Here is a 15,815-nt window from a genome sequence, read left to right on the forward strand (position 1 = left end):
TGACTGGATTTAGGGTAGTGCGGCGGGAACCCGTCCTTAGAATCCGGAATTTGCCGGTCGTATCGTTGCCGAGGCGCGCCCGGACATAAGACAAAACGGCAGGCCGGGCCTAATAGAAAATAAACCTGTCGCCCCAACCCGAGGAGGATTCATCGTGTGGAGTCAAGTCTATGACCCGCTAGGCAGCATGGCGTTGTCAACGCTAGCTGCCGGCATCCCTGTCGCCGTACTGCTGGCTTCGCTGGCATTCTTTCATTTGCAGGCTCACCTGGCCGCCGGGCTGGCGCTGGTGGTCGGCGTGATCATCGCTGCCGCCGTGTTCGGCATGCCGGCCGAGATGGCGGGCAAGGCCGCCGGCCTAGGCATCGTGTCGGGCCTGTTCCCGATCGGCTGGATCGTGCTGAACATCATCTTCCTGCACCGGCTGACCACGATCAACGGCTCCTTCAAGGTGCTGCAGAACTCCATCTCCGGCATCACCGAAGACCGCCGCCTGCAACTGCTGCTTGTCGCCTTCAGCTTCGGCGCCTTCTTTGAGGGTGCGGCCGGCTTCGGCACGCCGGTGGCAGTCACCGGCGCCATCCTGATCGGCTTGGGCTTCTCGCCGCTGGCCGCCTCCGGCCTGGCGCTGATCGCCAATACCGCGCCGGTGGCCTACGGCGCACTGGGCGCACCGCTGATCGGGCTGGCCTCGGTCACTGGCTTGGACCTGCTGCACCTCTCGGCGATGGTCGGCCGCCAGCTGCCATTCTTCTCGGTGCTGGTGCCGTTCTGGCTGATCTGGGCGTTCGCCGGTTTCCGCGGCATGCTGGCGATCTGGCCGGCGATCCTGGTGGCCGGCGTCACCTTTGCCGTGCCGCAGTTCCTGGTGTCGAACTATCACGGTCCCTGGCTGGTGGACGTGATTGCCGCGCTGGTCTCGATGGGCTGCCTCACGCTGTTCCTGAAGGTCTGGAAGCCCAAGGAAATCTGGACCTCCACCAGGATCCTGGGCCGCCATGACGACTCCAAGGTCGACGACCCCGCAGCCGTGGCTGCCGAAGCGCGCGCCAATGCGGCTTCCGTCGGCATCTCGGTGGTCAAGGCCTGGATGCCGTGGGTGATCCTGACAGTCTTTGTCTTCGTCTGGGGCGTCCCGGAATTCAAGAAGCTGATGGACGGCTTGTGGCAATTCAAGTACCCGATTCCCGGACTCGACAAGGCGGTGCTCAAGGTACCGCCGGTGGTGCCCAAGGAAATCGCCGAAGCCGCCGTGTTCAACTTCAACGTGCTGTCGATGGCGGGCACCGGCATCCTGGCGTCGGCCGTGCTGGGCGGCTTGCTGATGGGCTATTCGGTACCGCGCCTGATCAAGGAATACTGGGAAACCATCAAGCTGGTGAAGTACTCGCTGCTGACCATCTGCGCGATGTTCGGCATCGGCTACCTGACCCGCTACTCTGGCCTGGATGCCACGATGGGGCTGGCGTTTGCCCACACCGGCGTGCTCTACCCGCTATTCGGCACCATGCTGGGCTGGCTGGGCGTGGCGCTGACCGGCTCCGACACCGCCTCCAACGTGCTCTTTGGCGGCCTGCAGAAAACCACGGCCGAGCAACTGGGCCTATCGCCGATCCTGATGGCGTCGGCCAACAGTTCAGGCGGCGTGATGGGCAAGATGATCGATGCGCAGTCCATCGTGGTGGCATCCACCGCCACCAAGTGGTACGGGCACGAGGGCGATATCCTGCGCTATGTGTTTTTCCACTCGATCGCGCTGGCGATTCTGGTGGGGCTGTTCATTACGCTGCAAGCCTATGTGCATCCGTTCACGCAGATGGTGATTCACTAGGCGGCCATGCCGCACTGCCAAGAAAAAACCCCACCCTTCAAGCGCGGGGCGCTCCTTTGCGGCAATGACGATGACGATGACAATGACTACGGCACTCAGGCCATCAACCGGTAAGCCAGCCGCGCCGCGGCCCGAGCGCCGCAGGCGTCGCGGTCATAGAGCCCAGGCAGGCGTACTCGAAGCGCTGTCCGCGCTCGTGGCAGGCTTGCGCGATCTGGTCGAACGGCGTGCCCGAGCTGCCGGGACGGCCGGTGCGCAGGTCAAAGTGCGCATCGAGGTTGACCACCAGCACGCGGCCGTGGTCGCCACGCGCATCGAGATGCGCGCGCAGCCCTTGCCAGGTGCCCCAGGCGATCTCGTGGCCGCCGCCGAGCACCAGCGGGAAAGCGCCCCGCGCCAGTTCGGCCGCGACCGCTTGCGCCAACGCTTGCTGCGCGGCCTCGAGATCGCCATCGTCGCAGACTACGTCGCCCGCATCCTGAAAAAGGTCCAGGCCGTGGGCCGGGATGCCGGCCAGCGCGCGGCGGATTTCGCGCGGGCCGCCGGCGGCGCCGGGACGGCCCTGGTTGCGCAGCACGCCGGCGTCGCAGCAAAAGCCCAACAGCACGGGTGCGCCTGGCACGCGTTCGGCGCCTTGCGTGCGCACGACATCGAACAGCCGGCGCGTGTCACCCAGCTCGCCCGCATCGCTGCGGCCGCGCCAGACGCTGCTCGGCGCGCCGTCCTGCACTACCGGGTCCCTCGCGCTCATGACAGGCGGCGGCCGAGGGTTTCCGGCACCATCGCCAGGCCGATCAGCGAGACCAGGCCGCAGCCGATCACGTAGAACGCGGGCGCGTTGGGGTTCGCGGTGAGATGGATCAGCTCGGTCGAGAAGAACTGCGCGAAGCCGCCGAAGATCGCAATCGCCACGCAGTAGGCAATCGACAGGCCGGTGGCGCGCATGCGCTGGGGCAGCACCTCGCTCACCAGCACCATCGACGCGGGCGAGGTCATCGACATCGGCACCGAAAGGCAGCCCACCACCACCAGCAAGCGTGTCAGGCTGGGCTCGGCATTGATCAGCACGAAGGCGGGATAGATCATCAGCAGCAACGCGACGCGGGACCACAGCACCACCGGGCGGCGGCCCAGGCGGTCGCTCAGCCAGCCGGCGAACGGCGACAGCACGACCTGCACGGCAGCGGCCACGCAAGCGGCCCAGATACCCAGCGACAGCGGCATATGCAGCTGGCTGACCGCATAGTTGCTGAGGTAGTACACCACGATGTAAGTCGACGAGGCGACCCCGATCATCAGCAGGATGCTGGCCACCAGCGCGCGGCGGTGCTCGCGCAGCAGTTGCATGGTGGACCCGCTCTCCGATGCCGTGGCGGCCGGCGCGGTTTCTTCCAGGCGGCGGCGAATCACCAGGCCCACCGGAATCACCAGGATGCCGATCACGAACGCCGCGCGCCAGCCCCAGGCTTCCAGCGCGGCCGGCTCCAGCACATTACTCAGGAACAGGCCGACAAGCGCGCCGAACAGCGCCGCGAGCCCCTGGCTGAACGGCTGCCAGCTGGTGTAGAAGCCGCGGGAGCGGCCATCGGCATATTCCAGCAGCAGCGCCGTGGAAGCACCCATCTCGCCGCCGATGGCGAAGCCTTGCACCAGCCGCGCAAGCAGGATCATGATCGGCGCGAGCATGCCGACCTGGGCATAAGTTGGCGTCACCACGAAGATGATCGAGCTCAGGCCCATCAGCCAAAGCGTGAGCGCCACCGCCGGCTTGCGCCCGGCGCGGTCGGCGTACATGCCAATCAGCAGGCCGCCCAGCGGACGCATCAGGAAACCGACGCCAAAGGTCGCAAAGGACAGCAGCAACTGCCCCGTGGGATCGGACACCGGGAAGTACAGGCGGCCGATCAGCGTGGCAAAGAAGCTGTAGACCACGAAGTCGTAGAACTCCAGGCCGTTGCCGATGGTGATGGCGGCGATGGACTTGAACCTGGACAGCGGCTGGTGCGTGGCGTCTTGCACCGCGGCAACGCCGGAGACTGTGTTTTCAATGGACATGATGTAACTCCGAAGCAAGGATATCCTGGCCGTCCGCGGGCGGACGGTGGGCCGCAGCACGGCATGGCGTGGCGCGTCTGGCGCCGCAGCGGCGGTCGCCATCGCATCAAGTTGGAGAGCGGCCTGGCGACGCCAGCAGGCCAGCGCGTGCCTCAGTCAGCGGCCTGAGCCGGTGCCGCCATGCCCGGCACGTCACCGCGCGGCCGCACCCAGCACCACCACGCCACCACCAGCAACAACAGCCACACCGCCCCCACCAGCAGCGCCGCGCGGGTCTGCGGGAACCAGCCGAGCACGCCAAAGATGAAGAGCATGAAGGCGATCGCGGCGAGCGGCGCCACCGGCCAGAACGGTACGGGGAACTTCAGCGCAGCCACCTCGGCGCGGCTCATGCGTCGGCGCAAGGCGACCTGCGACAGCAGGATCATCAGCCACACCCAGACCGTTGCGAAGGTGGCGATAGAGGCAATCAGCAGAAACACGTCCTCGGGCATCAGGTAGTTCAACACCACGCCGGCCAGCAAGGCGAACGCCATCACCACCACCGTCATCCAGGGCACGCCGTTGCGCGACACGCGCGCGAACACGCGCGGCGCCTGCCGTTGCACCGCCATGCCGTACAACATGCGCCCGGCGCCGAAGATGTCGCTGTTGATGGCGGACACGGCGGCGGAGATCACCACGATGTTAAGCACGGCGGCGGCCGAGCCGATGCCCAGCCGGCTGAAGATCTGCACGAAGGGGCTGCCCTCGCTGCCGATGCGATGCCAGGGATAGAGCGACATCAGCACCGCCAGCGTCAGTACGTAGAACAGCAGGATGCGCAGCGGCACCGCGTTGATCGCGCGCGGAATCACACGCTCCGGGTCGCGCGCTTCGCCCGCCGTGATGCCGATGATCTCGATGCCGCCAAAGGCGAACATCACCACGGCGAACGAGGCGATCACGCCGGCAATGCCATTGGGCATGAAACCGCCGTGCGCCCACAGGTTGTGGATGCCGGTAGCGACGCCACCGTCAGCCATGCCGAAACCGAACAGCATGATGGCAACGCCGCCGCCGATCATCGCGACGATGGCCCCGACCTTCATCAGCGACAGCCAGAACTCCAGTTCGCCGAAGACCTTGACGCTGAGCAGGTTGAGGCCGCCGATCACGAACACGATGCCGAGCACCCAGATCCAGCGCGGCACGTCCGGAAACCAGAAGCCCATGTAGATGCCGAAGGCGGTCACATCCGCCAGGCAGACGATGATCATCTCGAAGGCGTAGGTCCAGCCAAGCAGGAAGCCCGCCAGCGGCCCCAGGCCGGTGCTGGCGTACTGGCCGAAGGAGCCAGCCACGGGGTTGCGCACGGCCATCTCCCCCAGCGCGCGCATCACCATGTAGACCGCGGCGCCGCCGATCAGGTAGGCCAGCAGCACCGCCGGGCCTGCGGCCTGGATGGCCGAGGCCGAGCCGTAGAAAAGTCCTGTGCCGATGGCGGACCCCAGCGCCATAAAGCGGATATGGCGCGCGCCGAGGCTACGCTGCAGGCCTTGCGACTGCTCTTGCATTTCTTTGTCTCCGAATCATTATTCTGTCGCGCCCGGGCGCTGGCGGCGGCCGGCCCCGGGCGTCGTGGCCACTGCCTCAGTGGCTGGGCAGCAGTCGCGCCGGCAACAGCGCATTCAGCGTGCCGCCCGCCAGCAGGCGGCTTGCCGTCTCGATATCCGGCGCGAAGAAGCGGTCCTTCTCGTAGTAGGCCACCTCCGCGCGCAGCAGGCTGCGTGCCTGCTCCAGCTTGGGCGAGCTCTTCAGCCCTTCGCGGAAGTCCAGGCCTTGGCAGGCGCCCAGCCACTCCACGGCCAGGATGCCGCGCACGTTCTCGGCCATCGGCCACAGGCGCTTGCCGGCATTCGGCGCCATCGACACGTGGTCCTCCTGGTTGGCCGAGGTCGGCAGGCTGTCGACGCTGTGCGGATGAGCCAGCGCCTTGTTGTCGCTGGCCAGCGCCGCCGCCGTGACCTGGGCAATCATGAAGCCCGAGTTGACGCCGCCGTTGGCCACCAGGAAGGGCGGCAGCTGCGACATGTGGCGATCCATCATCAGCGAGATGCGGCGCTCGGACAGCGAGCCGATCTCGGCGATCGCCAGCGCCAGGTTGTCGGCCGCCATCGCCACCGGCTCGGCGTGGAAATTACCGCCCGAAATCACGTCGCCCTCGGCGGCGAACACCAGCGGGTTGTCCGAGACCGCGTTGGCCTCCACGCCAAGGACCTCGGCGGCTTGCCGCAGCTGGGTCAGGCAGGCACCCATCACCTGCGGCTGGCAGCGCAGCGAGTAGGGATCCTGCACCTTGTCGCACTGCTCGTGCGAGCGCGCCAGTTCGCTGGTATCGGTCAGCAGATCGCGGTAGGCCGCGGCCGCGTCGATCTGGCCGCGCTGGCCACGCACCGCATGGATGCGCGCGTCGAACGGCGCGCGCGAGCCAAGCATGGCTTCCACGCTGAGGCTGCCGCAGACGGTGGCGGCGGCAAACAAGTCCTCGGCCTCGAACAGGCCGCGCAGCGCGTAGGCGGTGGACACCTGGGTGCCGTTGAGCAGGGCCAGGCCCTCCTTGGCCGCCAGGGTCAGCGGCTCCAGGCCGGCGCGGGCCAGCGCCTGGCGCGCCGGCAGCCATTCGCCCTGGTAGCGGGCACGGCTTTCGCCCAGCAGCACCAGCGACATATGCGCCAGCGGCGCCAGGTCGCCGGAGGCGCCCACCGAACCCTTGAGCGGGATATGCGGATAGACCTCGGCATTGACCAGGGCAATCAGCGCGTCGATCACCTTGCGGCGGATGCCGGAGAAGCCGCGCGCCAGGCTGTTGATCTTGAGCAGCATGATCAGCCGCACCATGGCGTCGTCGAGCGGCTCGCCCACGCCGGCGGCGTGCGACAGCACCAGCGAACGCTGCAGGTTCTCCAGGTCCTCGCGGGCGATGCGGGTCTGCGCCAGCAGGCCGAAGCCGGTATTGATGCCGTAGGCGCTGCGGCCTTCGGCGACGATGCTCTCGACGCAGGCCACGCTGGCGGCGATGGCCTCGGCGGCCCCCGCATCCAGGCTCACGCGCAGCGGCTGCAGATAGGCCTGGCGCAGTTGCGCCAGGGTCAGTTGACCGGGTTTCAGGTTAAGCATGTTCACGTTCAGGAGCCCTTCTTGGAGTTGATCATCGGCAGGTTCAGGCCCTGCTCTCGTGCACAGTCGATGGCGATGTCGTAGCCGGCATCCGCATGGCGCATCACGCCGGTGGCGGGATCGTTGTGCAGCACGCGGGCAATGCGCGCGGCGGCCTCGTCGGTGCCGTCGCACACGATCACCACGCCGGAATGCTGCGAAAAGCCCATGCCGACGCCGCCGCCATGGTGCAGCGAAACCCAGGTCGCGCCGCTCGCGGTGTTGAGCAGCGCGTTGAGCAGCGGCCAGTCGGAGACCGCATCGGAGCCGTCCTGCATGCTCTCCGTTTCGCGGTTGGGGCTGGCGACCGAGCCGGAGTCGAGGTGGTCGCGGCCGATCACCACCGGCGCCGACAATTCGCCACTGCGGACCATCTCGTTGAAGGCCAGGCCGAGCTTGGCGCGCAGGCCCAGGCCAACCCAGCAGATACGCGCCGGCAGGCCCTGGAAGCTGATGCGCTCACGCGCCATGTCCAGCCAGCGGTGCAGGTGCGCGTCGTCGGGGATCAGCTCCTTGACCTTGGCGTCGGTCTTGTAGATATCCTGCGCGTCGCCCGACAGCGCGGCCCAGCGGAACGGGCCGATGCCGCGGCAAAACAGCGGGCGGATGTAGGCCGGCACGAAGCCGGGGAAATCGAAGGCGTTCGCCACGCCCTCTTCCTTGGCCATCTGGCGGATGTTGTTGCCATAGTCGAAGGTGGGCACGCCCATCTTCTGGAAATCCAGCATGGCTTGCACATGCTGCGCCATCGACTGCTTGGCGGCCTTGACCACGCGGGCCGGCTCGGTCTGCGCGCGGTCGCGGTACTGGCCCCAGGTCCAGCCCACCGGCAGGTAGCCGTTGAGCGGATCGTGCGCGCTGGTCTGGTCGGTGACCATGTCCGGGCGCACGCCGCGGCGCACCAGTTCGGGCAGCACTTCGGCGGCGTTGGCGCACAGCGCGATGGATACGGCGCGTCCCTCGGCGGTGTACTTGGCAATGCGGGCCAGCGCGTCATCGAGGTCGGTGGCCTGCTCGTCGACATAGCGCGTGCGCAGGCGGAAATCGATGCTGACCTGCTGGCATTCGATGTTCAGCGAGCAGGCGCCGGCCAGCGTGGCGGCCAGCGGCTGCGCGCCGCCCATGCCGCCCAGGCCGGCGGTCAGCACCCAGCGGCCCTTGAGGTTGCCGTCGTAGTGCTGGCGCCCGGCTTCGACGAAGGTCTCGTAGGTGCCCTGCACGATGCCCTGGCTGCCGATATAGATCCAGCTGCCGGCGGTCATCTGGCCGTACATGGCCAGGCCCTTGGCATCGAGCTCGTTGAAGTGTTCCCAGGTGGCCCAGTGCGGCACCAGGTTGGAGTTGGCGATCAGCACGCGCGGGGCGTTGCTGTGGGTCTTGAACACGCCAACCGGTTTGCCGGACTGCACCAGCAGGGTCTCGTCGTCGTTCAGCGTCTTGAGCGTCTCGACGATCTTGTCGTAGCACGCCCAGTTGCGCGCGGCGCGGCCGATGCCGCCGTACACCACCAGTTCCTTGGGGTTCTCCGCCACTTCCGGGTCGAGGTTGTTCATCAACATGCGCAGCGGCGCTTCGGTCTGCCAGCTCTTGGCATTCAGTTGGCTACCGCGCGGGGCGCGGATCTCTACATCGCGAAAGCGGTCGGTGTTGCTCACGGGAATTCCTTGGGTCAGTAGGCCGGCTCGAACCGGTCTGTTCAGCCATGCTAGGTATGTATAGTGTTGTATATACAAGCATAGATAAATTGGGGTATTCCCGGAGACAAGCCTCAGACATGGACGAAAAAGTGCCGCCGTCATTACTTGAATGACGAAGGTGACGGAAAGTGCTTGTCGCTTCGAGCACGCCGCCAAGTACCGCGACATGGACGCCCCCCCCCCCTGCCACGGGCACGGAAATCCGCGATACGCAAGCGCGGTATCATGCTCCTGACCCGCCGCATGCCCTTGGCATCGATACGGCCCTTGCGAGCACGCCGGCGTCCCGGACGAGGCGGTCGCCGCAGAACCCCTGGACTCCCATGCTGATGCGTTTCCTGGAACGGCTGATCGACCCGTTCCGCGCCCTCCCCGACACCCAGCCGCCCGGCCAGATCTGGCGCTTCTACGCCTATTACCTGCGGGAGGTATGGCCGGTCTTTGCGCTGCTCCTGTGCGTGGGGCTGGCTGGCGCGCTGATCGAAGTCTCGCTGTTCGGCTTTCTCGGCCGCCTGGTCGACCTGGCGCAAGCAACGCCGCCCGCCGATTTCTTCGCGCGCCACCGCGTCGAGCTGGCGTGGATGGCGGTGGTGGCGCTGCTGCTGCGTCCGTTCTTCAACGGCCTGCACGACATCCTCGTGCACCAGGTCATCAACCCGAGCCTGGGCAACCTGGTGCGCTGGCAGAATCACCGCTACGTGCTCAAGCAGAGCCTGTCGTTTTTCCAGAACGACTTTGCCGGGCGCATCGCGCAGCGCATCATGCAGACCGGCTTCTCGCTGCGCGATTCAGCGGTGCAGGCCGTGGATGCAATCTGGCATGTGTTGATCTACGCGGCCAGCTCCCTCTACCTGTTCGCGCAAGCCGACTGGCGCCTGATGATTCCGCTCGTGGCGTGGATCGCCTGCTACGTGAGCGCCATGCTGTACTTCACGCCACGCGTGAAAGCGCGCTCGGTAGCCGCCACCGGCGCGCGCTCGCGGCTGATGGGGCGCATCGTCGACGGCTATACCAATATCACCACGCTCAAGCTGTTCGCCCACACGCGCCATGAAGAAGACTACGCGCGCGAAGCCATGGCCGACCTGACCGACAAGGCGCGCCTGTCCGGGCGCATGGTCAGCGCCATGGATTTCACCGTGACCTCGCTCAATGGCCTGCTGATCGCCGGCACCACCGGGCTGGCGCTGTGGCTATGGAGCCAGGGCCATGTCAGCGTCGGCGCGATTGCGCTGTCGACCGGACTAGTGATCCGCATCGTCAGCATGTCGGGCTGGATCATGTGGGTGATCAGCGGCATCTTCGAGAATATCGGCCAGGTGCAGGATGGCCTGCAGACCATCGCCGTGCCACGCACGGTCGGCGATCGCGGCAACGCGCAGGCGCTGCGCGTCACGCGCGCAGAGGTGCGCTTCGAAGGCGTGGGCTTTCACTACGGCAAGGGCTCGGGCGTGATCGAGAACATCGATCTGGTGGTGCGCCCCGGCGAGAAGATCGGCCTGGTCGGCCCGTCCGGCGCCGGCAAGTCGACGCTGGTCAACCTGCTGCTGCGGCTGTACGACGTGGAGCAAGGACGCATCCTGATCGACGGCCAGGACATCGCCGGCGTGACGCAGGAAAGCCTGCGCGCACAGATCGGCATGGTGACCCAGGATACCTCGCTGCTGCACCGATCGATCCGCGACAACCTGCGCTACGGCCGGCCCGGCGCCAGCGAGGCCGAGCTGCTTGCGGCAGCGGACGACGCGCATGCCGGCGAGTTCATTCCGCGTTTGCGCGACGCGCATGGCGCGACGGGCCTGGATGCCCAGGTGGGCGAGCGCGGCGTGAAGCTATCGGGCGGGCAGCGCCAGCGTATCGCGGTGGCGCGCGTGCTGCTGAAGAACGCGCCAATCCTGATCCTGGACGAAGCCACCTCGGCACTGGACTCCGAGGTGGAAGCCGCCATCCAGGAGAACCTGGAGACACTGATGCAGGGCAAGACCGTGATCGCCATCGCGCATAGGCTCTCGACCATCGCGCGCATGGACCGGCTGGTGGTGCTGCAGGATGGACGGATTGCCGAGAGCGGGACGCATGCGGAGTTGCTGGCGCATGGGGGGCTTTATGCACGGCTGTGGGCGCATCAGACTGGGGGGTTTGTGGGGGTGGAATAGAGCGGGTTGGTTGGGGGCTCGGGATTGATGCTGGCGGTTGTGGTTTTTGGGCCCAAGTGCCTCCATGCTCGGGTCTTTCGCTGTTTTTTTGAGCGGCGATGGCTGTTGAACCCAAGAGCCATACGACATCCCCAAAGAAAAGTGACCGGCAGCCCCCGCAGGGGGATGTCGTACGGCTCTTGGGTGCAAAAACCATCGCCGCTCAAAAAAACAGCGAAAGACCCCAGCATGGAGGCTCTTGGCCCCAACAGCCAACACCGCATCATCCATCCACTATCAGGCTCAAACCAACCCCATCACCCCCGCCCCAGCCCCCAACGCCACCAGCACCAGCGGATGCACCTTCGTCTTCAACATCAACCCGATAGTAACCACGGTCACCGCCACCGCGGTCCAGCGGTGATCCACGCTCGCGGCAAGGATCCAGCCGGTGGAAAACAGCAGGCCGATGGTCAGCGTGGCAAGGCCGCGCCGGATCAGGCCGGGCCAGCGCGCCTGCGGCGAGCGGCCGGCGAAATACTCGAAACCAAGCGCAATCACGCTGGAGGGCCCGCAAATGCCAATCATGCCGACGATGGCGCCGGCCAGACCCGCCACCTGCCAGCCGAACAGGGCAACGAACAAGATGTTTGGCCCAGGCGCGGCCTGCGAGATGGCGTACATGGCAGAGAACTGCGCGTCGCTCATCCAGGCGTTCGACTCCACCAGGAAGCGATGCATGTCGGGGATGGTGGTGCTGGCCCCGCCGATGGCAAGGAACGAGAGCAGCAGGAAATGCGTGAGCAGGCTGGAAAGCACGTTGGGCGAGCTCATTGGCGCGGCTCCTTGGCCTCGGGGGGCACGGCATCGATGCCATCATCGCTGGACGGCATGGCGGGCGCATCGATCGCAGCCGGCGCCAGTGGCGCATGCGCGCGCCGCGCCAGTTGCTCGCTGCGCCACTCCAGCACCAGGCCCATCGGCACCAGCACCGCCATCACCGGCACCAGCGGCCAGCGCAGCAGCCCGATGCCGGCAAACGCCGCGCCGCCGATCATCAACCCGCGCACGGTGCGCGGCTGGCTTTGCGCCAGCTTGAAGCCGGTCGACAACACCAGGCCCGCCGACACTGCCGTCATGCCCGTCAGCATGCGCTGCACCGCCGCCACGTCGCGGTAGTGCTCATACAGCAGCATCAGCGCCAGCACGCCCACCATCGGCACCATCACCAGCCCCGCGAAGGCCGCCAGCGCGCCGCGCAGTCCGGCAAAGCGCAGGCCCAGCATCAGCGCGAGGTTGATCACGTTGGGGCCGGGCAGCACCTGCCCGAGGCTGAGCAGCTCGACGAAATCGCGGTCGCCAAGCCAGCGGTTGCGGTCCACCACGGCGCGCCGCACGAACGGCAGCACACCGCCGAAGCCTGAGAGCCCCATGCGGGCAAATTCGATGAACAGGCGCCGCGGTGTGGGCGGGGGTGCTAGCGCTACCATCGGATCGTCGCCGGCGGGGGAAGGAGTAACTGGCATCGCTTGTAACGGGAGAGACATGGCCGCTCGGGACGGCACCCGAGCGTTGCGCCATGCGCGGTAAAGAAAAAAGCCCCGCGCATTGTCGCGCAGGGCCAGTTTGGGTTGACGCGGCTTAGTTGCCGTTTGCCGGGGGGACGATCCGCACCGGCTCGATGCTCGGCTCCTTGAGCCTGAGGTCCAGCGCGCGGCCCTTGCGAGCGCGCTTGCCCACATAAGGCAGCAGCAACTGGCCGTAGAGCTTCTGCGAGCTCGGCTTGCCGCCGCGCCCGGCGCCGGACACCAACAGGCCCGGCGCGCCCACGGCGATCGCCTGCAACAGCGTCTCCTTGGGCTCCAGCTCCATCAGGATCACGCCACGGCCACCGGCCGAGAGCGACTTGATCTCGTCGAGCGACACCAGCAGCATGCGGCCGTTGGCCGACAGGCAGGCCACGTGCGTGGCTTCCTCGCCAATCGGCGCGGGCACCAGCGGCGCATCGCCTTCGTCCAGCGTCAGGTAGGCGCGGCCGCCCTTCTGCCGGCTGACCATGTCGCCTACCTTGGTCTGGAAGCCGTTGCCGCCGCGCGTGGCGATCAGCAAGCGCTGGTCGACGCTGCCGGCGAAGGTATGGGCGATCTGGCTGCCGGGCTGCAGCTCGATGAGCGTGGTCACGGGCACGCCGTCGCCACGCCCGCCGGGCAGGCCTGCCACCGGCACTGTGTAGGCACGGCCGTTGGTGCCGAACACCAGCATCACGTCCACGCTGCGGCACTCGAAGGTGCCATAGAGCGCATCGCCCGCCTTGAAGGTGAACTGCTGCGCGTCATGGCTGTGGCCCTGGCGCGTGCGCACCCAGCCCTTTTGCGACACCACCACGGTGACGGGCTCGTCGACCACGCGCACTTCGGCGGCGGCGCGGCGCTCTTCCTGGATCAGCGTGCGGCGCGGATCCTTGTCTTCCGGGCTGTATTGCTTGGCGTCGGTCTCGATCTCCTTGATGATGCGACGGCGCATCATGGTCTCGGACTTGAGCAACACATCCAGTTCGGCCTGCTCGTCGCGCAGGCTCTTGAGCTCCTGCTCGATGCGCAGCGCCTCCAGCCTGGCCAGCTGGCGCAGGCGGATTTCGAGGATGTCCTCGGCCTGGCGGTCCGACAGGCCGAAGGCCTGCATCAGCGCCGGCTTGGGCTCGTCGCTCTCGCGGATGATGCGGATCACCTCGTCGATATTGAGCAGTACCAGCATCCGGCCTTCGAGGATGTGGATGCGGTCCTCGACCTTGCCCAGGCGATGGCGGGTACGGCGCGTCACCGTGGCGAAGCGGAAGGCGATCCACTCGCGCAGGATGTCGGCCAGGCCCTTCTGGCGCGGGCGGCCATCGGTGCCGATCATCACCAGGTTGATCGACGCGCCGGATTCCAGGCTGGTGTGCGCCAGCAGCGTCTGGATGAATTCCTGCTGCTCGATGTTCTTGCTCTTGGGCTCGAACACCAGCCGCACCGGCGCGTTCTTGCCAGACTCGTCGCGCACCGCGTCAAGCACGGCCAGCATGCCTTGCTTGAGCTGCAGCTGCTCGGGCGTGAGCGACTTCTTGCCGGTGCGCACCTTCGGGTTGGTGATTTCCTCGATCTCTTCGAGCACCTTCTGCGACGACGTGCTCGGCGGCAGTTCGGTCACCACCAGTTGCCACTGGCCGCGCGCCATTTCCTCGATGATCCAGCGCGCGCGCACCTTCAGGCTGCCGCGGCCGTTCTCGTAGATCTGCGCGATATCGGCTGCCGGCGAAATGATCTGGCCGCCGCCTGGATAGTCCGGCCCGGGCATCAGCGCCAGCAACTCGGCCAGCGTGATGTTGGGATTGCGGATCATCGCCACGGTGGCTGCCGCCACTTCGCGCAGGTTGTGCGGCGGCACTTCGGTAGCCATGCCCACGGCAATGCCCGATGCGCCGTTGAGCAGCACAAAGGGCAGGCGCGCCGGCATCAGCTTGGGCTCTTCCATCGAGCCGTCGTAGTTGGGGATGAAGTCCACCGTGCCCTGGTCGATCTCATCGAGCAGCAGGCGCGCGATCGGCGTGAGCCGGGCCTCGGTGTAGCGCATGGCCGCCGCGCCGTCGCCGTCGCGCGAGCCGAAGTTGCCCTGGCCGTCGATCAGCGGGTAGCGCAGCGAGAAGTCCTGGGCCAGGCGCACCAGCGCGTCGTAGGCGGACTGGTCACCGTGCGGGTGGAATTTACCCAGCACGTCGCCCACCACGCGCGCCGACTTGACCGGCTTGGCATCGGAGCGCAGGCCCATCTCGTGCATGGCGTACAGGATGCGGCGCTGCACCGGCTTCTGGCCGTCGGCCACTTCCGGCAGCGCGCGGCCCTTGACCACGCTGATGGCGTAGTCGAGATAGGCGCGTTCGGCATAGTGCGCCAGGGTCAGCGAGTCCGCTCCGTTGTCGGGCGAACCTGGGTCAAACGGAATGTCTTGTTGTTCCATGGATTGGCAAGAAGACGGCGCACCGCATCGTTGGCCGGGGCGCCGGTTGCATGTTGTTCGTTATGGTGTCCGGGATGGGATCAAGGCATGTTGCGGCGGCCGCCGATCACCATCTTGACGCGATTGATTCCTGCCCCGCCCACCCCCGCGGGCGCGCCGCCCGGACGGTAGAAGCGATAGAACTGCAGCACCGTGCTGACATATTGCTGGGTCTCGGGGAAAGGCGGAATCTTGTTGTTGTAGCGCTGCACCGCGCCCTCGCCCGCGTTGTACGCGGCCAGCACCAGTTCGAGGTCGTTGGGGAACAGCTCCATCAGCCAGCGCAGGTAGCGCACGCCGGCCGAGATATTGGTACGCGGATCAGCCAGCTTCTGCTCGACCGTACGCCGCGCATCGGCGCTGACGCCAAAGCGCGCGCCGGTGTCGGGAATCACCTGCATCAGCCCGATCGCGCCCTTGGGCGAGACCGCACCCGCATTGAAGCCGGACTCGACCGCCATCACGGCCTTGACCAGCTCCGGGTCCACATTCTGCGCCGCCGCGATCTGGCGGATCATGGGTTCGACCGTGGCGATATTGGGATGATTGACGACGTAGCGGTAGAGCTTGTGCGTTTCCAGGTCGATCTGCTTGCCCGCGCCTGCACCCGCACCCGCGCGGTATGGCAGCGGGCTCTTGAGCTCGCCACCGTTCTTCATGAACAGCGTGTAGCGCTCGTCCAGCTTCTGGTCCGAGAAATGCGCCACGCCGTCGTCGTCGATGTAGCCATACAGCGCCGCGTGGGCCAGCGGCATGTAGCCCAGGCTGAGGCCGGCCAGCAGCATGCCGGCGGCAATCCATTGCCGGGGACGGGTGCTGCCAGGTCTGGTCTTAGCCATCGGGACTCCTTGCGTCATGCAGGTATCG

At 66.7% G+C, this 15,815-nt stretch carries 9 protein-coding genes and 2 pseudogenes; 2 read left to right on the top strand and 9 right to left on the bottom strand.

Annotated elements, in window-relative coordinates:
- Positions 1-154: 154 nt before the first annotated feature.
- Positions 155-1,831, top strand: a complete 1,677-nt coding sequence (locus OR16_RS15585) for an L-lactate permease (protein WP_006158911.1) — start codon at positions 155-157, stop codon at positions 1,829-1,831.
- Positions 1,832-1,964: 133 nt separating this feature from the next.
- Here OR16_RS15585 and OR16_RS15590 read toward each other — a convergent pair.
- From OR16_RS15590 to hutU, 5 genes and pseudogenes are all read right to left on the bottom strand, one after another.
- Positions 1,965-2,582 (bottom strand): annotated as a pseudogene (locus OR16_RS15590) (arginase family protein); the annotation flags it as partial.
- Entirely contained in the window at positions 2,579-3,886 is a 1,308-nt protein-coding gene (locus OR16_RS15595; RefSeq protein ID WP_006158913.1) for an MFS transporter, read from the bottom strand. The pseudogene OR16_RS15590 and the gene OR16_RS15595, both read right to left, overlap by 4 nt.
- 152 nt (positions 3,887-4,038) lie before the next feature.
- Positions 4,039-5,442 carry an amino acid permease gene (locus tag OR16_RS15600; RefSeq protein ID WP_006158914.1) on the bottom strand — a complete coding sequence of 468 codons (1,404 nt, stop codon included), beginning with the start codon at positions 5,440-5,442 and terminating at the stop codon, positions 4,039-4,041.
- 76 nt (positions 5,443-5,518) lie between these two features.
- The gene (gene hutH, locus OR16_RS15605) at positions 5,519-7,045 is read right to left on the bottom strand and encodes a histidine ammonia-lyase (RefSeq protein WP_006158915.1); all 1,527 of its coding nucleotides are present in this window, start codon (positions 7,043-7,045) and stop codon (positions 5,519-5,521) included.
- 8 nt (positions 7,046-7,053) lie between these two features.
- Entirely contained in the window at positions 7,054-8,739 is a 1,686-nt protein-coding gene (gene hutU / locus OR16_RS15610; RefSeq protein WP_006158916.1) for a urocanate hydratase, read from the bottom strand.
- Between the two features lie 365 nt (positions 8,740-9,104).
- Here hutU and OR16_RS15615 point away from each other — a divergent pair, with 365 nt between their 5' ends.
- A complete protein-coding gene (locus OR16_RS15615) occupies positions 9,105-10,937 on the top strand; it encodes an ABC transporter ATP-binding protein (protein WP_006158917.1) in 1,833 nt (610 codons plus the stop codon).
- Between the two features lie 282 nt (positions 10,938-11,219).
- Here OR16_RS15615 and OR16_RS15620 read toward each other — a convergent pair whose 3' ends face one another.
- The 4 genes and pseudogenes from OR16_RS15620 to OR16_RS15635 all read right to left on the bottom strand — a co-directional run bounded on the left by OR16_RS15620 (position 11,220) and on the right by OR16_RS15635 (position 15,787).
- Positions 11,220-11,750: a chromate transporter gene (locus OR16_RS15620; RefSeq protein ID WP_006158918.1), complete on the bottom strand. Its 531-nt coding sequence runs from the start codon at positions 11,748-11,750 to the stop codon at positions 11,220-11,222.
- Between the two features lie 119 nt (positions 11,751-11,869).
- Positions 11,870-12,442, bottom strand: a pseudogene (locus OR16_RS15625) (chromate transporter); the annotation flags it as partial.
- A 115-nt stretch (positions 12,443-12,557) separates the two neighbouring features.
- Positions 12,558-14,909 carry a DNA topoisomerase IV subunit A gene (gene parC / locus OR16_RS15630; RefSeq protein ID WP_006158920.1) on the bottom strand — a complete coding sequence of 784 codons (2,352 nt, stop codon included), beginning with the start codon at positions 14,907-14,909 and terminating at the stop codon, positions 12,558-12,560.
- Between the two features lie 80 nt (positions 14,910-14,989).
- Positions 14,990-15,787: a lytic transglycosylase domain-containing protein gene (locus OR16_RS15635; RefSeq protein ID WP_043419920.1), complete on the bottom strand. Its 798-nt coding sequence runs from the start codon at positions 15,785-15,787 to the stop codon at positions 14,990-14,992.
- Between the last annotated feature and the right edge of the window lie 28 nt (positions 15,788-15,815).

Origin of the sequence: Cupriavidus basilensis OR16, assembly GCF_000243095.1 — a bacterium.
GTDB lineage: Bacteria > Pseudomonadota > Gammaproteobacteria > Burkholderiales > Burkholderiaceae > Cupriavidus > Cupriavidus basilensis_D.